Annotated in this window: 18 protein-coding genes; 6 read left to right on the top strand and 12 right to left on the bottom strand. The window is 33.4% G+C overall.

From position 1 onward, the window contains the following. Positions 1-119: 119 nt before the first annotated feature. From JOC47_RS10695 to JOC47_RS10680, 4 genes are all read right to left on the bottom strand, one after another. Positions 120-1076, bottom strand: coding sequence for a D-2-hydroxyacid dehydrogenase (locus JOC47_RS10695; protein ID WP_204702066.1), 957 nt, complete (start codon positions 1074-1076; stop codon positions 120-122). Between the two features lie 21 nt (positions 1077-1097). After that, positions 1098-3077 carry an excinuclease ABC subunit UvrB gene (uvrB, locus tag JOC47_RS10690; RefSeq protein ID WP_204702065.1) on the bottom strand — a complete coding sequence of 660 codons (1980 nt, stop codon included), beginning with the start codon at positions 3075-3077 and terminating at the stop codon, positions 1098-1100. A 319-nt stretch (positions 3078-3396) separates the two neighbouring features. Beyond that, the gene (locus tag JOC47_RS10685) at positions 3397-4551 is read right to left on the bottom strand and encodes a divergent polysaccharide deacetylase family protein (RefSeq protein WP_204702064.1); all 1155 of its coding nucleotides are present in this window, start codon (positions 4549-4551) and stop codon (positions 3397-3399) included. Between the two features lie 14 nt (positions 4552-4565). Beyond that, positions 4566-5993 (bottom strand): S41 family peptidase, encoded by a 1428-nt coding sequence (locus tag JOC47_RS10680; RefSeq protein ID WP_204702063.1) that lies wholly within the window; start codon positions 5991-5993, stop codon positions 4566-4568. 258 nt (positions 5994-6251) lie between these two features. Here JOC47_RS10680 and nrdD (JOC47_RS15500) point away from each other — a divergent pair, with 258 nt between their 5' ends. The 4 genes from nrdD (JOC47_RS15500) to JOC47_RS10650 all read left to right on the top strand — a co-directional run bounded on the left by nrdD (JOC47_RS15500) (position 6252) and on the right by JOC47_RS10650 (position 12870). Further along, positions 6252-10295: an anaerobic ribonucleoside-triphosphate reductase gene (gene nrdD, locus JOC47_RS15500; protein ID WP_338035346.1), complete on the top strand. Its 4044-nt coding sequence runs from the start codon at positions 6252-6254 to the stop codon at positions 10293-10295. Then, entirely contained in the window at positions 10295-10990 is a 696-nt protein-coding gene (locus tag JOC47_RS10660; protein WP_204702062.1) for an anaerobic ribonucleoside-triphosphate reductase activating protein, read from the top strand. The genes nrdD (JOC47_RS15500) and JOC47_RS10660 overlap by 1 nt, the downstream gene beginning before the upstream one ends. Before the next feature lie 14 nt (positions 10991-11004). Next, complete coding sequence (gene nrdD / locus JOC47_RS10655) at positions 11005-11154, top strand: anaerobic ribonucleoside-triphosphate reductase (RefSeq protein WP_204702061.1); 150 nt, start codon at positions 11005-11007, stop codon at positions 11152-11154. 141 nt (positions 11155-11295) lie between these two features. Beyond that, the gene (locus tag JOC47_RS10650; protein WP_204702060.1) at positions 11296-12870 is read left to right on the top strand and encodes a helix-turn-helix domain-containing protein; all 1575 of its coding nucleotides are present in this window, start codon (positions 11296-11298) and stop codon (positions 12868-12870) included. A gap of 80 nt (positions 12871-12950) precedes the next feature. Here JOC47_RS10650 and deoC read toward each other — a convergent pair whose 3' ends face one another. The 7 genes from deoC to JOC47_RS10615 form a co-directional block, all read right to left on the bottom strand. Then, complete coding sequence (deoC, locus tag JOC47_RS10645) at positions 12951-13631, bottom strand: deoxyribose-phosphate aldolase (protein WP_204702059.1); 681 nt, start codon at positions 13629-13631, stop codon at positions 12951-12953. A 177-nt stretch (positions 13632-13808) separates the two neighbouring features. Continuing rightward, a complete protein-coding gene (locus JOC47_RS10640; protein WP_204702058.1) occupies positions 13809-14675 on the bottom strand; it encodes a YitT family protein in 867 nt (288 codons plus the stop codon). A 23-nt stretch (positions 14676-14698) separates the two neighbouring features. Then, positions 14699-15427: a WecB/TagA/CpsF family glycosyltransferase gene (locus tag JOC47_RS10635; RefSeq protein ID WP_204702057.1), complete on the bottom strand. Its 729-nt coding sequence runs from the start codon at positions 15425-15427 to the stop codon at positions 14699-14701. A 1-nt stretch (position 15428) separates the two neighbouring features. Continuing rightward, positions 15429-16514 carry a polysaccharide pyruvyl transferase CsaB gene (gene csaB, locus JOC47_RS10630; RefSeq protein ID WP_204702056.1) on the bottom strand — a complete coding sequence of 362 codons (1086 nt, stop codon included), beginning with the start codon at positions 16512-16514 and terminating at the stop codon, positions 15429-15431. Positions 16515-16545: 31 nt separating this feature from the next. After that, positions 16546-18360 (bottom strand): DUF5693 family protein, encoded by a 1815-nt coding sequence (locus JOC47_RS10625; protein WP_204702055.1) that lies wholly within the window; start codon positions 18358-18360, stop codon positions 16546-16548. 79 nt (positions 18361-18439) lie between these two features. Next, positions 18440-19126 carry an LmeA family phospholipid-binding protein gene (locus tag JOC47_RS10620; RefSeq protein WP_204702054.1) on the bottom strand — a complete coding sequence of 229 codons (687 nt, stop codon included), beginning with the start codon at positions 19124-19126 and terminating at the stop codon, positions 18440-18442. Positions 19127-19141: 15 nt separating this feature from the next. Then, a complete protein-coding gene (locus JOC47_RS10615; RefSeq protein WP_204702053.1) occupies positions 19142-19861 on the bottom strand; it encodes a ZIP family metal transporter in 720 nt (239 codons plus the stop codon). 237 nt (positions 19862-20098) lie between these two features. On the opposite strand from JOC47_RS10615, the gene JOC47_RS10610 reads away from it, so the two are divergent. Both JOC47_RS10610 and JOC47_RS10605 read left to right on the top strand, forming a co-directional pair. Beyond that, on the top strand, positions 20099-20926 hold the full coding sequence (locus JOC47_RS10610; protein WP_204702052.1) for a carboxypeptidase regulatory-like domain-containing protein: 828 nt from the start codon (positions 20099-20101) through the stop codon (positions 20924-20926). A gap of 156 nt (positions 20927-21082) precedes the next feature. Next, positions 21083-21223, top strand: coding sequence for a hypothetical protein (locus JOC47_RS10605; RefSeq protein ID WP_204702051.1), 141 nt, complete (start codon positions 21083-21085; stop codon positions 21221-21223). Between the two features lie 50 nt (positions 21224-21273). On the opposite strand, the gene prfB is transcribed toward JOC47_RS10605, so the two are convergent. Further along, a protein-coding gene (prfB, locus tag JOC47_RS10600) for a peptide chain release factor 2 (RefSeq protein WP_239551123.1) occupies positions 21274-22366 on the bottom strand; the annotation gives its coding sequence in 2 pieces (ribosomal slippage) (positions 21274-22299 and positions 22301-22366; 1092 coding nt in all). Between the last annotated feature and the right edge of the window lie 10 nt (positions 22367-22376).

Genomic DNA, 22376 nt, shown 5'->3' with positions numbered 1-22376 from the left:
CAAGTAAAAAGTAAAGAGTAATAAGTAAAAACCATAAAATCAAAACCTTTTTACTTTTCTACTCATCACTCTCTTAAAATACTCCCTATTCTTGACTATAAGCGAAATATATTCTAGTCTTAATTAACTATATTAATAGGATCACCATCTAAAAATTGTACTAAATTATTAACAGCAATATCCATCAACCGCTGTCTTGACTCTTGGGCTGCCCAAGCAATATGAGGCGTCACAATTGTATTATCTGCATTCAATAGTGGATTATCCATTTGAGCTGGCTCTTTAGCTAACACATCAACGGCGGCTCCGGCTACGCGACCTTGATTTAAAGCAGCCGCTAAATCTTGTTCATTAATTAATTTTCCTCGCGCTGTGTTAATAATTAACACATCATCTTTCATCTGTGAGATAGTCTCCTCATTTATAATCTTTTTAGTTTCATCAAATAATGGACAGTGCAGAGTAATTACATCTGCCTTGGCCCATAGTTCTTCTAAGGTCACAGCTTCTACTTCTTCCGGCGTTTCTTCTTGTGTTAATCCCGGTTCATAAGCTAAAACATTCATTCCAAAGGCTTGTGCTAACTCGCCACTTTTTTGACCAATACTACCATAACCTATAATACCTATATTTTTATCCACTAATTCAGTCACAGGAGAGGTCCAAAAACAAAAGTCCGGCGCTTGACTCCATTCTCCAGATTTAACTGCCTGATTATGTTCTGCTACATGATTACACATTTCTAATAGGAGCGCAAAAGTATGTTGAGCTACAGCAGTCGTCCCATATCCTGGAACATTAGTCACTACCACATCATGTTCTCGAGCTGCCTCTACATCTACCACATTATACCCTGTTGCTAAGACTCCCACATATTTAAGGTGAGGGCAATCTCTAAAAACTTCTGCACTCAAGGGCGTTTTATTAGTAAAAATTATTTCTGCCTCAGCTATTCTTTCTTTAATTTTATCTTTAGGAGTTCTATCGTAAACTGTTAAATCACCAAGTTCCGCTAAATCTTGCCAACTTAAATCACCAGGATTTAAAGCATGTCCATCTAATACTACTATTTGCATTTTGACACTCCTCTCTTATAATTATATCTTTTCTTCCAATTCATTTATCTGATCGCGAATTTCTGCTGCTTTCTCGAAATTAAGTTCATCCGCCGCTTCTTTCATTTCTATTTCTAACTCTTTAATCTTATCTTCTAACTCTTGTTGTGACATTTCTTCTTGTTCTTCCTCATCAACACTATAGTCACCAGAAGATTCTGCTACCATATCTACTGGCCGCAGCACATCGCGAACTTCTTTGCTAATTGTCTCTGGGGTGATATCATGTTCTTGATTAAATTCAACCTGTAATTCACGACGGCGATTTGTCTCATCAATAGCTTCTTTCATTGAATCTGTCATTTTATCAGCATACATTACCACTCGTCCATTGACATTTCTCGCAGCTCGTCCAATGGTTTGAATTAAAGAACGAGTTGAACGTAAGAACCCTTCTTTATCAGCATCTAAGATAGCTACTAAGGACACTTCTGGAATATCTAATCCCTCTCGCAGTAAGTTAATTCCGACTAAAACATCAAATTTACCTAAGCGTAAATCTCTAATTATTTCTAAGCGTTCTATAGTCTTGATATCAGAGTGTAAATATCTAACCTTCACTCCTGCTTCTGCCAAATAATCAGTCAAATCTTCGGCCATATTTTTGGTTAAAGTTGTGACTAAAACTCGTTCATCACGGGCTACAACTGCTTCAATTTCTCCTAATAGATCATCAATTTGATTTTCAATTGGCTTCACATCAATTTTCGGATCAACTAATCCCGTTGGTCTAACTATCTGTTCTACTACTTGCCCACTTGTCTCTCGTTCATAATCACCTGGAGTAGCAGAAACATAAACTGCTTGATTGATTAAATTATCAAATTCATCATACTGTAATGGTCGATTATCCATCGCTGAGGGTAACCTAAACCCATGCTCAACTAATCTTTCCTTACGTGATCTATCTCCAGCATACATTCCTCCAATTTGGGGAATGGTTTTATGAGACTCGTCAATCATAATTAAGAAATCATCAGGAAAATAATCAATTAATGTCTGAGGTCTTGAACCAGGTGGACGTCCTTGCAAATGGCGAGAGTAATTTTCAATTCCTTTACAGGTCCCTAACTCTTCTAGCATTTCCATATCATATCTAGTTCTTTCTTCTAATCTCTGCGCCTCTACTAATTTATCTTTATCTCTTAATTCTTTAAGTCTCTCTTCTAACTCAGATTTTATTTGATCAAGAGCTCGCTCAATCTTATCTTGAGGAGTTACAAAGTGACTGGCAGGATAAATAGTTAATTCTTTTAATTCACCTAGCACTTCACCAGTAACCGTGTCCACTTCTCTAATCCGATCTATTTCATCCCCAAATAGTTCAACTCGATAAGCCCGCTCTTCATAGGCGGGAATAATTTCTATTGTATCACCTCGGACTCGGAAAGTACCACGAGTAAAATCAACATCATTTCTTTGATACTGAATATTAATCAATTCTCTAATAATATCTTGCCTATCTTTAATCATACCTCGTTCTAACTCACAAGTTAAATCTAAGTAATCAGAGGGATTACCTAAACCATAAATACAAGAGACACTAGCCACAATAATTACATCACGGCGTTCAAATAACGAACTAGTAGCAGCTAATCTAAGTTTCTCTACTTCTTCATTAATTGAAGCATCTTTTTCTATATAGGTATCATTTTGCGGTACATAAGCCTCAGGTTGATAATAATCATAATAACTCACAAAGTATTCTACTCTATTCTCGGGAAAAAATTCTTTAAATTCGCTACATAATTGCGCAGCTAAGGTCTTATTATGAGCAATTACTAAAGTTGGCTTCTGCACGTCCTCAATTACATTAGCCATAGTAAATGTCTTCCCTGAGCCTGTTACTCCTAACAGTGTTTGTTCTTTCATCCCTTCTTTAATCCCTGATGCTAACTGGTCGATGGCTTCTGGCTGATCACCTTTAGGTGTATATTTAGAATGCAATTCGAATTCTGGCATTTTGACACCTCCATAATATAAAACAGTTAAACAGTAGTTGGTAATAAAATGAGCAAAAATTGTTGTATATAGATTGGTCATAAAACCTAGCTGAAAGTATAGAGGGAGAGTCTTTGTACTTTAAGACTCGTAAGAGACAGTGGAACATTTTAAAATCAAAATCTAAAAAGCCTCTTTATAAGATATTATATTCTAAAATCAATTAAAATAAAGCACCTATAGTAGGTGCTTTACTTTTTTATTAAAAGATATAGTTCATTTTTAGCAAAATTTTAGTTTTTAAAGTTTTAACTACAAGTTGAATTCTGAATGCTTATAGTTAATTCACGATTTGTGAGGCATAAACTAATTTAATGCCCTTTTCTTCTAATTCCGGAATCATTTTTTTAATAGCTTGAGCGGTATTCTTTTTGACATGACCCACAATTATTAATTCTCCTTTGGCTAATGCTACCTCAGACAAGCGTGAAATCATTTTTTCAATTTCTTGCTGCTTGTCTACGTTATCAATAAATAAATGATTCTCTTTAGTTGGGATATTCTTCTGACGAGCTATTTTAGCTCCGACAGTATGCTGGCTAGTACTACTATCAACATAAAATAAATCTTTATCTTTAACTACACTCAATAATTGCTTCATTACCCTAGGGTCTGCTGAAGCTTTAGAACCCATATGATGGTTAATCCCTGATACCTTAGGTAAGCTATTTAAATTCTTTAAAAAAGTCTGCTTAATCTCTTCTTCTTCCATATCAGTATAAATTGCTCCCTGCCCTGGATTAGCCTGGGGACTAATTGGTTCTAATGGTTGATGTAAGATCACCTCTAAGCCAGCTGCTTTAGCTAATTTAGCGTCTTTTTCAGAATAAGGTCTAAAAGGTAATACTGCAGCTGTCAAAGGACGATTAATACTTAACATGCCCTGAGTCCCTTGGCGATTAAAACCAAAATCATCAATAATGATTGCCATTTTGGCCTTAGGATGCGGCTGAGTAAATACTAATTGATGAGTGATTAATTTAAATTCATCCTGGGCTTTAAAACCTATATTTAGTACTAGACGTTGTTGCTGTTGATTATCCCATTCTAGGTCAACTACTTCAAATTGCTCTTTAAACTTGTTTATCACTTCTGTTCTATACTCTGATAACAACCTTCCTGCAGCACCAAATAACGGCACCTGCAGGTGATAGGTATTATAGCTCCAATCAAATTGATACTGTTCTGTTTTCTTTATTTTAGTTACAGATTTATCTTTGCCTAACTTTTGTTTTTTTAAGCGGATATTCTTTAATATCTTGTGCACATCTTCATCTATTGCTTCAACTTTAGTTTGATAATCTATCTTTTTGATTTTAGTTTGTGGTTCTTCCTGCGGTTTCATTGCTTCTTCTTCCTCAGTTCCACAGGAAGTTAGCACCATCAATATACTTAAAAGAATTGTAATGATGACTATTTCTTTAGATTTAAACATTTATTTATTCCTTCCTAATTAAATTTCTTTTTTAGGATTTCAATTGCTTTATTTAACTGTTTATCTTCAGTTTTAATCTTATCTTGAACATTCTTTCGGCTTGCTACTTGGGCCAACTTCTTTTCTGTAGCACTATCTATTACTCCAGTTAGCTCTATATCATATTCTTGTTGTAATTTTAACACTGCTTGAGCTGTTTTAGGACCATAAATCCCGTCTATTGCTCCTTGATAGTAATTAATAGCTTTGAGTATCTTTTGAGCATTTTTGGTCTTAATCAAATTAGAATTGTCTGGTGTATCTGAAACTGCAACTTTAACATCAGGTTTAATTCCTTCATGATGAATAAACGTCCCATTAGGTGTATAATAACGAGCTGTTGTCATTTTCACTGCTGAACCATCCGTTAGTGGAATCAAACTCTGAACTACACCTTTACCAAAGGTCTTAGTTCCTACTATCGTACCACGCTTATTATCCTTCACAGCTCCAGTTACTATTTCTGAAGCACTCGCACTACCACCATTAACTAAAATTACTAACGGCTTATCTGTTGCTTCAAATCCTCTAGATAGCGGAACTGGCTGTTTGTTCTTACCTCGTTCTTTAACATAGACTACTGGACCTTCATCAAGAAAGTTACTAGCCACTCGAGAGGCTTGACGTAATAATCCACCTGGATTATTTCTTAAATCAAGCACATATCCTTCAGCACCTTGTTTATCTAACTCAGAAATGGCCTCTTTTATTTTTTGACCAGAGTTTTCAATAAATCTCGTCAATTCTATATAACCAACATTATCTTCTTTTAATTCTGAAGTAACATATGGAACTTCAATTTGAGCTCGGGTAATATCTATTTCCATTGTTTCATAGTTTTGGTCTTCAGGGTCAACTATGTTCTCTTTCAAACCACGTTTAATAGTCAAAGTAACTTTAGTACCCGGTTCCCCGCGCATTAAGTCAACAGCCTGTTGTAGCTGCATTCCTTTAGTTTTCTTGCCCTCAACCTTGTGAATGATATCGCCTGCTTCTAAGCCGGCCTTGGCCCCGGGCGTACCTTTAAATGGAGAAACAATTGTTATTTTTCCGTTCCGGAGGGTGATCATAATTCCAATTCCGCCATACTTCCCCTCAAAATCTTTCTTCATACCTTCATATTCTTTCGGCGGCAGATAACCTGTATACGGATCATCTAAAGCATTTAACATACCATCAATTGCACCAGTCACCAAGGGCTTTACCCCCATATCTTCGACATAACTTTGTTCAATAATATCATAAATAACGAATAATTTTTCGAATTTATTCGCATGCTCATAATTAGAACCATTAGAAGAATTAGCATAACTATCATGAATAAAAAATCCAACTGTACTCAGTACAGTTATTATAAAAATAGTTATTCCAATTAATAATTTTTTCTTATTATTTGTAATCATATATTTTTATCCCTACCTTTATTAAGGTGTTTAATACTATCTTAAATTGTATCACTATTACTCGAGTTTCGCAAACCAAATTAATTGTCAATTATCCAAAAAACATACAAAGGCGATTAGAAAGAATTATACTATATGTAGTAGTCACATCTTGGATATACACTATATTTTGTGGTTGCTTTAGTCTTGACACAAATCAATGTGTGGGTTAAAATAATCTTTGTCGCACTGTTTACCAAAATGAGGAGGCTTTCAACAGTGATTAATTATATCAAAAAAAGAAATGGAGACAAGGTTAAATTCAAGAAAGACAAAATCAAAACAGCAGTTCTAAAAGCTGCGAAAGCAGTTGAAATGGAAAATGAACAAATGGCAGAAGAAGTAACTAATGAAGTTGTATCATATTTAAAGATATTCTATAAGGAAGAAGGAACTCCTTCTGTCGAACAAGTACAAGATTTAGTAGAAAAAACTTTAATTGAAGATGGTTATTCTGATATTGCTAAGGCTTATATTTTATACCGAGATCAACACTCTAAAATAAGAAATACAAAACAATTATTTGATGATGCTCTTGATGCAGTCAGTAGTTATCTAGACCGTAGCGACTGGAAAGTTAAAGAAAATAGTAATATGGGTTATTCCCTACAAGGTCTTAATAATCATATTTCATCCGAAGTTACAGCTCAATACTGGTTACAAGAGATCTATCCTCAAGAAATTCGAGAGAAACATTCGGCTGGGGATTTGCATATTCATGATTTAGGTAATTTATCAGTATACTGCTGCGGTTGGGATTTAAAAGATTTATTACTTAATGGTTTTGGTGGCGTGTCTACTAAAGTAGAAAGTAAACCACCTAAACACTTCCGCACAGCATTAATGCAGTCAGTTAATTTCTTATATACATTACAAGGAGAAGCTGCAGGTGCAATGGCTTTTTCTAATTTTGATACATATTTAGCTCCGTTTATTGCTTATGATGATTTGAGTTATGAAGAAGTTAAACAAGGCATGCAAGAATTTATTTATAATCTAAATGTGCCTACACGCGTGGGTTTTCAATGTATGTCAGAAGATACAGAAATACTAACCCCCAATGGATGGAAAAAATATAATGAAGTAGAAGTCGGGGAAACAATTAAGACTTTTAATATTGAAGAAAATAAAATTGAAAATAGTAAAGTAAACAAAGTATTTAGAAGACATTATGAAGGTAAAATGTATAACCTAACTAACAGAATCCAAGACCAATTAATTTCTCCAAAACATAGAGTGGTAAGAAAAATAAATAACACTAATAGATATAGACTACAAACAATAGAAGAAGTTGCTAAGATGAAAAGTCCTGCTATTACCCCTATTACTGCTCCTAACGATAATCAAGAAATTAAATTATCGGATGAAGAAATTAAATTAATTGCTTGGATTGTAACTGAAGGTAGTTTAGAACAAAAAGGAAATTGGAGAAGATTAACTATTTATCAATCTAGAAATAAAAACAGAGCCAAGTTTGATGAGATTATTGCTCTATTAGATAAATTAGGATATAAATATACTATAAATGAAGGTGGTAAATCTTTAGGAGATACAGTTACCCAAATTAGATTTAATGCTGAAACTAGCAGGGCTATATTAGAATTATTTGATAGAAATAATAGTATAAATTGTATTCCCCAACAATTATTGAATATGAGCCAAAGACAAAGTGAATTATTTATTAAAACTTATATTAAAGGTGATGGTCATGAAGGTTGTAAAATAACAACAACTGATAAAAATATCTCTAATGAATTACAACAAATTATAATAAATTCTGGTAATGGGTTTACTGTAAATACTAGAGAAGCAACTGAAATAGGAAATAAAAAAAGATATATCATAAGAATAATAGAACACCAAGACACTTATATAAGTGATATTAAAGAAGTAAACTATGATGGAATCATTTGGTGTCCTAATACAGATAATGAAACAGTTATTGCTAGAAGAAATGGTAAAGTATTTATTACAGGTAATACTCCATTCACTAACATTACTATGGACTTAAATGTCCCTGACAATATGAAAGATGAACCAATTATCGTTGAGGGAGAACCACAGGATGAAACTTATCAAGAGTTTCAAGATGAGATGGACATGCTCAATCGAGCTTTTGCAGAAGTAATGCTCGAAGGGGATAAAAAAGGTAGAGTCTTTAGTTTCCCGATTCCAACTTATAATATTACACCTGATTTTGACTGGGATAATGAAGTACTTGATCCAGTTTGGGAAATGACAGCCAAATACGGTCTGCCTTATTTTTCAAATTTTGTCAACTCTGATATGGATCCCCAAGATATTAGAAGTATGTGCTGCCGCTTAAGAATTCAAAACGATGAATTACGTAAACGAGGTGGCGGTCTATTTGGCTCGAATCCGTTAACTGGATGTTATGACGAAAAAACCGAAGTCATGACTAAGGACGGTTGGAAATACTTTTCTGAATTAACTTATGAAGATAAATTATTTACTCTCGCCGAAGATAATCAAATAGAATTGCATAAACCTAAAAATATTTTTGAATATGATTGGGAGGGAGAATTATATAGGTTTGATCATAAATCTTTAGACTTATTAGTTACTCCAAATCATAAGATGGTTTATGACGATGCTAATACTAAAGAACGAGGATTCGTTAGAGCAGACGAATTTAACGGTAATGTACATCGCATTCCTAAACAAGGAGAATGGCAAGGGATTGAAAGGGAACATTTTATATTACCTAAAATAGAAAATAATTGGATCGCGGGGAATTATAATTCAAAATTACACTATAAAAAAGAAGCACTAAAGATTAATATGGATCTATGGCTTAAATTTCTAGGTATTTTTATCTCTGAAGGTTGTACAGATAATGAAAACATTGCTAAATCTCACGGCTATAGAGTTACTATATCTCAAACTAAAAAGAAGGTTAGAATGAAGATAAAAAAATTACTAGATGAAATGCCCTTTAATTATCGTATTGAAGGAAAGGAATATATAATATGTAGTAAGCAATTATGGTCTTATCTTAAGCAATTTGGTAATTGTTATAATAAATATATTCCAAAAGAAATAAAAGCACTATCTTCTCGTCAATTAAAAATATTATTTAAATGGCTAATGCATGGTGATGGTCATATTAGACCTTTACGAGGGCAAGCCAAAAAAAGACAGATGACATATTATACTGCTTCAAAGCAACTAGCAGATGATTTACAAGAAATAATTATGAAAATTGGCTACATCTCTACTATTTCACAAAGAAATAGAGGGGCTATGAAAATAAGAGGGAGCACAGTTAATACTACTACTCAATATACAGTAGGTATACAACAGTCTAAACATTACAGATTAAGAAACAGAAATATAGATACAGAGAATTATAATGGTAAAGTATATTGTTGTGAAGTTGAAAATCATACTTTAATGGTCAGAAGAAATGGAAAAACTACTTGGTGTGGTAACTCTGTAGGAGTGGTAACATTAAATATGCCTCGTATTGGCTACAAAGCTGATTCTAAAGAAGAGTTTATTGAACAGACATATAAACTAATGGATATTGCTCAAGAGAGTCTAGAAATCAAACGAGAAGTACTTGAAAACTTAACTGAACAAGGTCTTTACCCTTATAGTAAATTCTATCTGCGCAATATTAAAGAACGCTTCGACGAGTATTGGAAGAACCACTTTAATACTATTGGACTCAACGGTATGAATGAAGCCCTAGAGAATTTTATGGATCAAGATATTTCTACGCCAGAAGGGCGAGAATTTGCTGTAGAAGTTTTGAAATCTATGCGCGATAAGTTGCGGGAATATCAAGAAGAAACAGGTAATATTTACAATTTAGAAGCTACTCCTGCTGAAGGTACATCCTATCGTTTTGCTAAGCTAGATAGAGAAAGATTTGGCAACGATATTATTTGTGCTAATCAAGAACGGGTAGTTGAAAATGATGCTGATCCGTATTATACAAATTCAAGTCAATTACCTGTGGATCATACTAGAGATATTTTCGAAGCTTTCCAATTACAGGATCCAATTCAAAAATTATTCACGGGGGGCACGGTTTTACACGGCTTTATCGGTGAAAAAATGCCGTCAATTGAGAGTACAAAGAAATTAGTTAAGCGTTTAGCGCACAATTTTGAATTACCTTATTATTCTCTAACGCCTACTTTCAGCATCTGTCCTAAACACGGCTATATTGCTGGGGAACATGAGTACTGTCCAAAATGTGATGCTGAAATTGGTTATGAGGAAGGCGAAGAATAATGAAAATTTCTGGCATTCAAAAGACAAGCTTAATGGATTATCCAGATCATCTTGCAGCTATAATTTTTACTCAAGGTTGTAATTTTGCTTGTCCTTATTGTCATAACCCACATCTTATACCTAATTCAAGTTCAGATAATAGCTATTATTCTGAAAATAAGGTATTAGAATTCCTTAAATCTAGAAAAGGTTTGATTGATGGAGTAGTAATTACAGGTGGTGAACCTACTCTACAATCAGATCTATTAGCTTTTATCGAAAAAATCAAAGTTATAGGTCTAAAAGTAAAATTGGACACTAATGGAAGTAATCCAGAATTATTAGCTCAACTAATTAATGAAGATCTATTAGATTACATTGCCATGGATGTTAAAGCTCCATTAGAAAAAGAAAAGGCTATCTTAGGTAAAACAGGTTTTAAGGAATCTATAGTAGAAAGTATTCAATTAATTAAAAATTCAAATATAGATTATGAATTTCGGACTACTGTAGTACCTACTCTACATGATAAAGAAAAAATGGGGGAAATAGGAAAGTTGATTCAAGGTAGTAAATGTCACTATATTCAAAATTTCAGACCTAAAAATACTTTAGATCCTGAACTATCTAAAGTTAAAGAATTTCCACCAAGCAAACTTGAAAAATTTAAGAATATATTAAAAAAATACGTAGAACATGTAACCATCAGAAATTAAAGGAGGTGACTATAATGGCTGCTCAAGAAAGTGAAAGAACTAAGTGTCAGGTATACTCCCGAGTTGTCGGGTTCATTACTCCTACAGAAAACTGGAATAAAGGCAAGTTAGAAGAATTTAAAGATAGAGTTACTTATGACCAAGTTTTAGAACAAGCAGAATAAATACTATAAATTTACTCCCTTGGTAAGATAGATAAGCTCCCAATTTTTAAAACTTGGGAGCTTTATTTTTTTAATTAGTAGCTATTTTTATATAGTATTAAAATAATAATGATGGGTATAATATCTATTAGAGGTGGTGATATGGAAACAGGTTATATATATAAAATTGAAAGAAAAAAGACTCATCAAATTTACATAGGACAAACAATTGATTTTAAGAAAAGAATGTTAGAACATAAAAAAGGTCTAATACAACATATTGATAGAGCTATACAAAAGTATGGTTCAGAAGCTTTTTCATATGAAATTTTAGAAGAAGTTCCTCTTAATGAATTAAACAAACGTGAAATATATTATATTAAAAAATATAATACTTATAATAATAAAAAACATTATAATAAACACCCGGGTGGAGATGCTTTAGGTAAATTAACTGAAGAACATAAAAATAAATTAAGCGAAACATTAAAAGATTTTTTTAGCAAAAATCCTCACAAACATCCCCAATTAGAGATTACTAAAAGTGACGTTTCAAAAATCACTTATGAATATATGAAGAATGACCTAAATAGTCAAGAAATCTCAACCAAATATAATATATGTGATAGAACTATCAGAAAAATAATAAATGGAAATCACATTTTAAACAAAACAAACTTAAAATATCTAAAATTAAGATATATGGCTAAAACTATAATTTATTATTATGAAGAAATGAATTTATCATATAATGATATCAGTCAAAAATTAAATAGAAGTCGTCAATTCATCGGTAAAATAGTAAATCGAAAACATCCTATATCTAAAGATTTAGGAGTTCCTAAACCAAAATCTCCTTACAAACTATCTAAAAAGGATTATCTTAAAATATTTAATGATTATTATGATGGGAAATATAATCAAGATGAACTTGCTGAAAAATATAATATCAGCGATGGAATGGTATCTAAAATAATTAATGGCAAACACTCCATCACCAAAAATCTAGAGATACCAACTAATATTAATAAAAAACATAATAATTCACCCCTATCCAAAAAAGAATATTTAGGAATCTATAATAAATATAAAAGCGGAGAGTATACTCAACAAGAATTAATGACTGAATATAAAATTGGTCAAAAAACAGTTTATAATATCATCAAAGGAAAACACTGGTCTACTCAACACCTTAAAGCAATAAAAACAACAGGAGAAAATCATTGTGATACTAAGATCACTAAAAGCGAAGGTATAAAAATATATGAAGAATATAAAACTGGAAATTATACACAAACTGAATTAGGAGAAAAATATAATACTAGTCAAAAAGTAGTCTCTAGAATAGTAAATGGGAAGCATTGGTCTACCAAACATTTAAAAAGTCCAGTTAAAGATAAGAAATGTCAAATATCTAAAGAGTCATGTCTAGAAATTTATAATAAATATAAAAATAATAATTATTCCCAACAAAAACTAGCTGATGAATATAACATTAGTCGTAATACTGTTTCTAAAATTATTAATGCCAAACATCCTTCAACTAAAAAACTAAAAAAATTAAATAAAAATAATAATAGAAAATTAACAAAAAAGAAATGTCTAGAAATTTATAATGAATATAATAACAATAAATGTACCCAAAAAGAGTTAGGAGAAAAATATGAAATTAGCCCTAGGACAATATCTAGGATTATCAATCACAAACATTGGTCAACAAAAAAACTCGATAAATGATTTTGAATAATTCACCATTAAAATAGGCCAACCTTTTATGGCTGGCCTATAATAATTTATACATTATATTTTAATTCACTTTAATAATCTCCATCGCCTTCAGGCTCTACACCTTCTACAATCTCTACACCTGAACTCGCACCAATTCTAGTCGCACCAGCATCAAGCATTTCAACTGCTTCTTCTAAACTATGAATTCCACCGGAAGCTTTAATCCCCATTTCTTCATCTACAGACTCTTTCATCAATTCTACATCTTCAACTCTAGCTCCATGAGTACCAAAGCCAGTTGAAGTCTTCACAAAATCAGCTCCTGCACTTTGTGCAGCTTTGCACGCTTGCTTAATCTCATTATCATCTAAATAACAAGTCTCTAAAATAACTTTAACTAAAGTATTTCTATTAACAGCTTTAACTACAGACTTAATATCTGCTTCTACAACATCCCAAGCAGCTGATTTAACTGCACCGATGTTAATCACCATATCTACTTCATCTGCACCATTTTTAACTGCGTTTTTAGCAGCAAAAGATTTTGTTTCAGAAGTGCTCTCTCCTAACGGAAAACCAATTACTGTACAAGTTTTAACGTTACTTCCTTTTAACTGATCTGCTACAAACTCTACATAACTAGGATTCACACAAACTGAAGCAAAATTATATTCTTTAGCCTCTTGGCATTTAATTTCTACATCTTTCTTCGTTATGTCTGGACTTAAAATAGTATGGTCAATTAATACAGCTACTTCACTACCTTCCATATATAATCCCCCTTAATAATTTATAATGAATAATTTTCCAGTTTTCTTTTAAATTAGTTACTAGAACCCAAATAATGAACTTAACTTTTAACTATAGCTATTAAACTTTACCTTGTAATAAGTTTCTTTAACTAGAATTAAATTTCCTGTTTTTTTATCAATTTTTTTATCATTTTTTTAAATTTCTTTTTCTTTCAACTGTGTTTCATCGAAACCTTCTCCTAATACTTCGTGAGCTTCTGTAATAATCACAAACGCATCATCATCAATTTCTTGGACTATTCTTTTAATATCAGAAATTTCTGATCTGTTAATAATAGATAATAATATCTCTTTATTATGGCAAGTAAAACCGCCTCTACCTTCTAAAATTGTAACTCCACGATTTAGTTGATTAATAATAGTTTTTCTAATTTCATCTGACTCATCCGAAATTATAAACGTAGCTTTAGATATGTTAAATCCTTCTTGGACCAAATCAATCACACGACTAGTGATAAATAAAGAAATTAAGGCATATAAAGCAATTTCAGCATTAAAAGCAATTCCTGCAATTGCAATTACACAAAAGTCAACTACTAATAGTCCTTTCCCTACACTAATTCTAGTATACTTATTAACAATCTGAGCTACTAAGTCTGTTCCTCCAGTCGTTCCTTCAGCTCTAATCACTAAACCTAAGCCTAATCCAACAATCCCCCCACCGTAAATAGAAGCCAATAAGGGATCAGTAGTTAAGGTTGGTAATCCTGAACAATATCCTTCTAATAAATCAGTACTAAGTGATAAAGCTAAAATCCCATATAAAGTTCTAATTCCAAATTTAGTCCCTAAAGACCGTAAACCAATCAAAAATAATGGAATATTAATAATTAAAATAGTTCTTCCGACTCGCCAATCAAAAATATAATGTAAGATAGTAGCTAAACCACTAATTCCTCCTGATGCTATCTTATTAGGAATTAAAAATACTACTAAACCAACTGCTGTTAGTAATGAACCAATAGTAATTGCAATGTAGTTATAAACTGTTTGTTTTGACATTTTCAACACCTAAACCCTTATACTTATTTTTTGATTTTTTGCCATAATACTTGCTGTATAAATTTTGGTAACTGTGCTACACGTACTATTCTTTCTGGTTCCTGCAGCACTCGATATAACCACTCTAAATTTAAGTTCTGCATCCAATGGGGAGCTCTTTTTTTAACTCCAGCTATAATATCAAAGGCTCCACCAACACCTATCCCCGTGACATTAGAAAACTGATCTAGATATTCAGCTAACCATTTTTCTTGCAATGGAACTCCCATGCCCACTAATAAAATATCAGGCGACTTTTTTATTATATCATTAATTACCTTTTCTTCCAACACTCTAGTTAAATATCCATGATGAACATTAATTTCTAAATTACAATATTGATTTACTACCTGCTCTTTAGCTTGCTCAGCTATTTTAGGTGCCCCTCCCAAAAAATAAAAACTATAATTTCTCTGACAGCCAATCTCAAATAGTTTTTTTACTACATCAACTCCTGCTACCCGCTCTGGAATAGCAGTTCCTAATATCTTAGAAGCAATTACTACTCCCGCTCCATCCGGCAGGGCCAAATCAGCCCGGTTAATAATCCGTTTTAACCTCATATCCTGCTGCGCCTGCATAATCATCTCTGCATTAGGAGTCACCACTAATTGATTACTGCCACTATTTATGAATTCAGTTAGCTTAGTTAAAGCTTCTGCACTATCAACTCTATCTACTAATACATCTAATATTTCTACCTGCTCCCGCATGCTAATCACCCAGCTCTTCGAGCAATAATTTGAAATTCATTTTAGATATTTTTTTTAATTCAGCTAGCTGCTCTTGAATGTTCTCAAGCTGTTTATCCTTTTCCTTCGCCAGCGCAATCAATTTTTCTTCCACTACTCCAACTTCAAGGTCAGCAATTTCAGCTACAGGCTCTAGGTTTAATTGTTCTAAAAAATTATTTATTTTAGGATCATAAGAAATTCCTGCCACAGGTATTCCAGCTAAAGCAGCAAAAATTAGCGAATGTAATCTCACTCCTAAGAAAAAATCACAGCTTTCTACTAATGCCAAAATTTCTCTAGGAGTATAATCTCCCGTAATCAAATCAACCTGCTGCTTCATCTTTTGTTTTAATAATTGACTTACTTCCCTATCACCTGGATTATGAAAGGGAAGCAATACAATATTGACTCCCAATTTTAAAATTAAAGTATCTAAAACTCCAGCTAATTGATTTAAATAGCTGTTATCTGCCCAAGGTCTAACTGCAACTCCCATAGTAGGAGATTGAAAGCTAATCTGTTCTTGTTTTACAATATTATTAATCATTCCTTCATTACCAAGTTCTAGACTGAAAACCAAATCAGCCGTTACTGTTATCTTGTTCTTAACTCCCCAATTTTCTAATAACTGCTTTGATTTCTGATCTCTAACTGTAATCAAAGCAACCTTATTTAATACACCGCTAATTAGTTTTTGATTCAATCTATTATTGACGGGGCCAACTCCTTGGGCACAGAAAAAAACTGGCGTCTTCATCACTTTAGCCAACACAATAACCCCTAAATAATAGGGTATAGTTTTTAAACTTGTTACATCCTGCAGTAAACTACCGCCACCACTAATTAATAAATCTGCCTTCTTTAACTCCTGCGCTATCCTTTTAAAGTTCATCCTATTAACAGCTTCCACTTGATGTAATTGAGTTGTAAATTGAGGGTCTGCAGATAAAACTATAATTTCTAGCTCATCGATTCTTGCTTCCAAACCTGCAATCAAAGCAGCTAAAATAGCTTCATCACCAGTATTATTAAATCCATAATAACCTGACAGTATTATTTTTTTCATAATCATAACCCCCAATTTTTTGCTTAAACTCTCAATCTTGCTCTACTCCTTTGCTAGTTAATATGTTCAATCTATACACTGGGATTATTGCTAATTGCATAGCGACTCCAATTACTACTCTCAGCAGAGAAATCTTTAAGGGCATATGTAGATGAACCAAAGTATTAATTATATTAATCTGTCCGATTAAACCGCCTAACAGCAGCCATTGATAGTATTTCTTTGGCCCTCTAAAAAGTCCTAATAATAATAAAGGATGTCCAATTAAAAAAGATTTAAACCGAGGTCGGACTACAAAAAATTCTGCTAAGTACTTTCTAATTAATACTTCTATGCTACTGACACCGATAAAAAACTGATTTCCTGTCCGACCTAAATAGAATACTCCTAAGACCAAAGCACTACTTAAGAGTAGTAACTGCCGCCAAGATACGGGTTCTGCTAAGAAGATCTCAATTTCCTCTTTAATATCTTTAGTTTTGCTTTCTTGCCCTAAATAATAACCAGCCCCCAACAATAAAGGTAGAGCAAAAGCGACTTTGACTCCTCTAAATTCTTTAATCTGTAGCAAATAACTGTTATCAAACAATAGAGCAGTAATTACTAATCCTGCTGTAATACTGATTAGGGTTATAGCTAAAAAAGTTAAATAAACTTCCTTTAAAGATCTCTCTCTAATAGTAGATAATAAATATATATACTCTAGCCAAGGCACTATCACAGCTATTAGCAAAGAAACTAAAACTATCAGCGCGCTCCAAGCTAAAAGATAAAAGATTAGAATTAAACTCAGCCCACTAACTAAAGATATAACTGCTAGTTTTGTATTAAATTCTTTGAGGTATAAACAAGTTAAAAGTAGTAATAAAAGAATCAACCCTACTTTTAGTTGTTGATAATCTTTTGCTTTTTCAAAGGGCTGCGCTACTGCTAAATCATAATTAGCTTCGCTTAATTTCTCCTGCAGAGAAGTTATAAATTGACTAGTCTGTACCTCATTTGCAAAGGGCTTTAGATAGAGCAAACGTACATTTCTTTGCTGCACTGCTTTAAAATATCTATTTACTGCAGCCTGCACTCCTAACTGTTCTAATTCCCGCTGTTTAATGCTATGCACCCGCAGGGCTTGATAGCTCATTTGCGCGGCCAACTCTTTAGCACCCCGTTGTGGGGCCAAAAAAGGCTCAATCAACCCTAACTTTAAATCTAACTCCTCTAACTTTTTCGCTGTCTGAATTAAATTATCAGCATAGCCTACAACTTCTTGTCCACTAAAGATTATTGTAGTTAGATCTTTTAAACTAGCTGCCACTGATGATAACTCTTGATAACTACTATCTGCTTTAAAACGAGGAATTAAATTGAGATTAGTTCTTTGACTTAAACTAAGAGCTCGGCTAGCAAAGTAGACCGGCTTAGTTAGTAATTCAGACCTCGATTGAGGAATAATTAATCTATTCTTCTCTTTGTCATATTCTAGGTCATTTAACTTCCGCCACCGTTTTACAACTTGTCCTAAGATAGCGGGGGGACCACTAATATATATCTGATTAGAATTAATCTCATCTTGAGCAGCACTTGCCCCCTTAAATCCCCAAGCACTTTCAATACTAATCTTATTTTCTCTAGCTAATTCTCTTAGACTTTCTTCACCTACAGCTAGAGAACTAAGTCCCTGCTCACTAAATTTAGTTAACAAATTCAACTGCTCAAACTCATTAAATAATTCATAATCAGCCGTTAACTCTACCTGCCGATTACTGCTTTCAATTTTATCTTTATCTATTAGAATTACGCTATTAACAATTAAAATTAACACTAAAATCAAGCTCTTTATTTTGAGCATCACTACTGCTCCTTTTTTAGCTATAAGTTATTGGGGTTAATCTATCTAATAGCTTATTTATAGTATATTCTAAAGCATTTTAATTATTCTCAGAACTGGGCCCAATAATTTCTAGCTCATCTGACTTCAACTTAACTTGGCGTACATCTAAAGGTAGCGGTAGTTCTCTTAAATCCAATTCAAACTGCAATTTGTCCTTTAACTGCTCAATTGAGCTAGTAGAAATTAAAAAATTCTCTACGGCTAATTTATCAGACTGAAAAACTATCTTTTTATCTTTAACTACTACAAAGTCTCCCGTTAATTGTAAATTTACTTCTGCATCTAAAATACTAATTGCTCCATTTAAAATTACTTGCTGAGGAGTAATATCAACTTTAATTCTGTTAAAGATATCTAATTCTTCTTTAGTCCGCAAATAATCATTGAGAGCCTTTTCGCGCAGTAAAATATAGAGCTTTGTATTCTCTCCTGCTATCACTTGCCGTTCTTGTTCTTCTTGCACTTTCAAATTCTTAAAGTGAGCCTGTAAAGAAGCTAACTGCAGCCGGTCAATTACTATATTTTGGCCCTGCACCTGTACCTCATCAGCAGACTTTAATAATAACTTCAGAGCAGGAACAGACTTGACTTTTACATCTACTGTCTGATAGTTATCTACTTCTGCTTTAATAGAGTTAGCTATTTGCTCAGCCGTATAAGAAGGTAGAAAAAACTGAGTACCTAATAAAATAACTAAAATTAAGATTAAAATTATTTTTTTCATCATTATCCTCCATTCTCAAATCATAAATACAAACAATGTTCCTAAAGCAATCCCTAAAATAATTCCCCCACTAGCCTCTAACCCATAATCAAAGCTATAGGCTCCAGGAATTAATTCAAATAAAGTAATATATAACATTCCTCCCCCAGCTAATCCTAAGGTGATTGCTAAGGCAAATTGTGATACAGTGCCTAAAGACGCTCCTAGAAAAGCACCTAAGCCCATTGGAATCCCCGGCAGAGCAGTATAGAGTAATATTTTTTGTGGTGCTATCCCACCGATATTTAAAGGAGTGGCCATTGATAGTCCTTCCGGGAAATTATGCAGCGCCATCACTACTGCCAGACCTAAACCTAAATCAGCCGTAGCCACATAACCTGCTCCAATTGCTAACCCCTCGGGAAAATTATGCAGAGCAATGCCAATCCCTAATAACAGACCAGTTTGAATATATCCTGCCCGAAATCGAGTTTGAAAATAATAGGAAATAATTTTTAGGATTAATATTCCGCCTAAAGCTCCGACTAATGTATAAACAACATTACCATAATGAGTTGCTTCCGGGAATAAATCTATGAGCACAATTGCTAACATAATCCCAGCAGCTAACCCCCATAAACTACTGACCGCTTTATCACTCGGGCGCCGCCACAGGAATGTAACTGCTCCCCCTAGTCCAGTGCCTAAAATCCCAGCTAAAAAACCTATGCTAGTTACTTTTAAAAGAAAATCCATCTTTTCACCTTCATTTCTACCAAGATTATCAGAAATCTAAATTGCCTTTTTATACTATAGTTATTATTTCTCTGCCTGATTAATAACTGCTTTTTACTTTATTTCTTCTCTCTCCATAACTATTAATAACTGATAATTAATTAGAAAATAATGGAAAAAATAAAGGTGTAGGGGGTTCGGTCTGCAATTAATAAAGTAGTGATGGAAAAAATTACTAGCTAGAAAGGAGCTAGGACCATGAACAATTTATTTTCGAATAACTCATTTGTTGTCGCCAGGCACAGTTTCATTATTCTTATTGCCCTTAGCTTATTAATTACAGGATGTAGCAAGGAACCTGAAACCACAACTAGTAATTTAACTGCTACAGTAATTGATAATGCCACAGGAAAACCTTTAGCCAATTGTATAGTTTCTCTAAAAGATGAAATGACACAGACTGATCAAAATGGGCTTTTTACAATCAAAGATTTGCAGGCAGGTAACTACCAAATTAATGTTACAAAATTAGACTCTGAAATACTTTATGAAGAACATCAAGCCGCCATAACTATTAATAATAATCAAGATAGCAAAGTAAATATCAAATTAAAGAGAATGACTCAGATGAATACTCAGAGCTTTTGGGATTCTAACAGATCTAATAGCGGTAGTTTTGAAGTGAAAAGCTCTAACAGAACTGGTCCCAATAACAATTTTGCCTTGCTGTACCCTAGTAATTTGGAGCAAGGACCATATCCAGTAATCACATGGGGCAATGGCACAGGAGCTATTCCCGAATTTTATTGGGGACTTCTTAAAAATTTGGCTTCACATGGCTTTATAGTCATTGCTTCTCGTAGTACTAACACTGGCAGTGGAGCAGAAATGATAGAAGGAGTTAACTGGTTACTCGAAGAAAATAATAATCCTACTAGCAAATTTCACGCCACTATTGATAGCAATAATATTAGTGCAGCAGGACATTCTCAAGGAGGTGGGGGAGCTCTAAATGCTGGAGCTAACAGCAAAATAAAGACTACTATTTTAATCGAACCCGGTCTTTTTGGCGGTAGTACTAGATAATTAAGAGGAGCAACTTTCATTATCTCTGGTGGCAGAGATTTTATAGTACCTTCATACTATGTTAGACTGCTATGTTATAGACCATCACAAGTCCCAACAATCTATGGGCATATGCATAGTGCTAGCCACTTCACTCCTGTAGGAGATGGTGGTCAAATGGCAAGCTATATTGTAGCATGGTTTAAGGCCCAATTACAAAACAAGCAACAAGCACAGAGCTTATTCAAAGAAGGACAAGGGATTTTTAATGACAATGATTGGGAGGTTTCAACTAAAGAAAATAATTATCTATTTTAAAAAAACAAAAGATCCAGGGAGCAGTTTACTGTCCCCTGGATCTTTGACTCTTATTTTTCATTCTTTAAGTAATCTTCAATTAACGGTTCTAGTTTACCATCCATTACCCGCTCAACTTTGTTCACTTCTAAATTAGTCCGGTGGTCTTTAATCATCTGATAAGGATGGAAGACATAAGACCGGATCTGATTACCCCAAGCAATCTCTTTATGTTCACCGCGAATTTCTTCTAACTTTTCTGCCTTTTTTTCTTCTAAGTACTCAAATAACTTCGATTGTAAAACTTTCATAGCAGTTTGTTTATTCTTATGCTGCGAACGTTCATTTTGGCACTGCGCTACAATTCCTGTCGGCAAGTGAGTAATTCGCACTGCTGAATCAGTAGTATTCACATGCTGACCACCAGCTCCACTAGCCCGATAAGTTTCAATCTTTAAATCATTTTCATTGATATCAACTTCAATATCATCATCCAATTCAGGCATTACATCTACCGAAGCAAAAGAAGTATGACGACGGCTAGAAGAATCAAAAGGAGAAATCCTAACTAAACGATGTACTCCCTTTTCAGACTGCAAATAACCATAAGCATAATCTCCTTCTACTTGAATAGTCGCACTTTTAATACCTGCTTCTTCCCCGGGCATCAATTCTAAAGTGTTTAACTTATAGCCATTACTTTCAGCCCATCTAGTATACATTCTCATTAACATTTCAGCCCAATCCTGCGAGTCTACTCCACCTGCGCCAGGATTAATAGATAATAAAGCATTATTATGGTCATAATCCCCATCTAATAAAGTTTTTAATTCTAAATCATCTACATCTTTCTCCAATTGATTAATCCGCTCTTTAACTTCATTAATAGTAGCTTCATCTTCTTCTTCTTGACCTAATTCTAATAATACTTCTAACTCTTCTCGCTCTGCTACTAAACTATCATAGCTATTAATCTTATCTTTAATTGCACTTTCTTTTTTAGCTATCTTTTGAGCCTTGTCACTATCATCCCAAAAACCTGGTTGGCTCATCTCTTCTTTTAGTTCCTGCTGTTTTTCTTTTAAACTCTCATAGTCAAAGAGATTCCCTCAAATCGAGCAGTGTCGCTTCAAGTTCTTCTAGCTTTTGTTCTAATTCGGTCATTAAAACTCCC

The sequence above is a fragment of the Halanaerobacter jeridensis genome (assembly GCF_016908315.1).
GTDB classification, from domain to species: Bacteria; Bacillota; Halanaerobiia; order Halobacteroidales; family Halobacteroidaceae; genus Halanaerobacter; species Halanaerobacter jeridensis.
The sequence above is the reverse complement of the archived record's forward strand: the minus strand, read 5'-3'. Positions and strand labels throughout refer to the sequence as shown.

Excerpts from the sequence above, each read along its gene's own strand:
- JOC47_RS10695 (WP_204702066.1), bottom strand. The coding sequence starts at position 1,076 with ATGCAAATAGTAGTATTAGATGGACATGCTTTAAATCCTGGTGATTTA.
- uvrB (WP_204702065.1), bottom strand. The coding sequence starts at position 3,077 with ATGCCAGAATTCGAATTGCATTCTAAATATACACCTAAAGGTGATCAG.
- JOC47_RS10685 (WP_204702064.1), bottom strand. The coding sequence starts at position 4,551 with ATGTTTAAATCTAAAGAAATAGTCATCATTACAATTCTTTTAAGTATA.
- JOC47_RS10680 (WP_204702063.1), bottom strand. The coding sequence starts at position 5,993 with ATGATTACAAATAATAAGAAAAAATTATTAATTGGAATAACTATTTTT.
- JOC47_RS10660 (WP_204702062.1), top strand. The coding sequence starts at position 10,295 with ATGAAAATTTCTGGCATTCAAAAGACAAGCTTAATGGATTATCCAGAT.
- nrdD (WP_204702061.1), top strand. The coding sequence starts at position 11,005 with ATGGCTGCTCAAGAAAGTGAAAGAACTAAGTGTCAGGTATACTCCCGA.
- JOC47_RS10650 (WP_204702060.1), top strand. The coding sequence starts at position 11,296 with ATGGAAACAGGTTATATATATAAAATTGAAAGAAAAAAGACTCATCAA.
- deoC (WP_204702059.1), bottom strand. The coding sequence starts at position 13,631 with ATGGAAGGTAGTGAAGTAGCTGTATTAATTGACCATACTATTTTAAGT.
- JOC47_RS10640 (WP_204702058.1), bottom strand. The coding sequence starts at position 14,675 with ATGTCAAAACAAACAGTTTATAACTACATTGCAATTACTATTGGTTCA.
- JOC47_RS10635 (WP_204702057.1), bottom strand. The coding sequence starts at position 15,427 with ATGCGGGAGCAGGTAGAAATATTAGATGTATTAGTAGATAGAGTTGAT.
- csaB (WP_204702056.1), bottom strand. The coding sequence starts at position 16,514 with ATGAAAAAAATAATACTGTCAGGTTATTATGGATTTAATAATACTGGT.
- JOC47_RS10625 (WP_204702055.1), bottom strand. The coding sequence starts at position 18,360 with ATGCTCAAAATAAAGAGCTTGATTTTAGTGTTAATTTTAATTGTTAAT.
- JOC47_RS10620 (WP_204702054.1), bottom strand. The coding sequence starts at position 19,126 with ATGAAAAAAATAATTTTAATCTTAATTTTAGTTATTTTATTAGGTACT.
- JOC47_RS10615 (WP_204702053.1), bottom strand. The coding sequence starts at position 19,861 with ATGGATTTTCTTTTAAAAGTAACTAGCATAGGTTTTTTAGCTGGGATT.
- JOC47_RS10610 (WP_204702052.1), top strand. The coding sequence starts at position 20,099 with ATGAACAATTTATTTTCGAATAACTCATTTGTTGTCGCCAGGCACAGT.
- JOC47_RS10605 (WP_204702051.1), top strand. The coding sequence starts at position 21,083 with ATGGCAAGCTATATTGTAGCATGGTTTAAGGCCCAATTACAAAACAAG.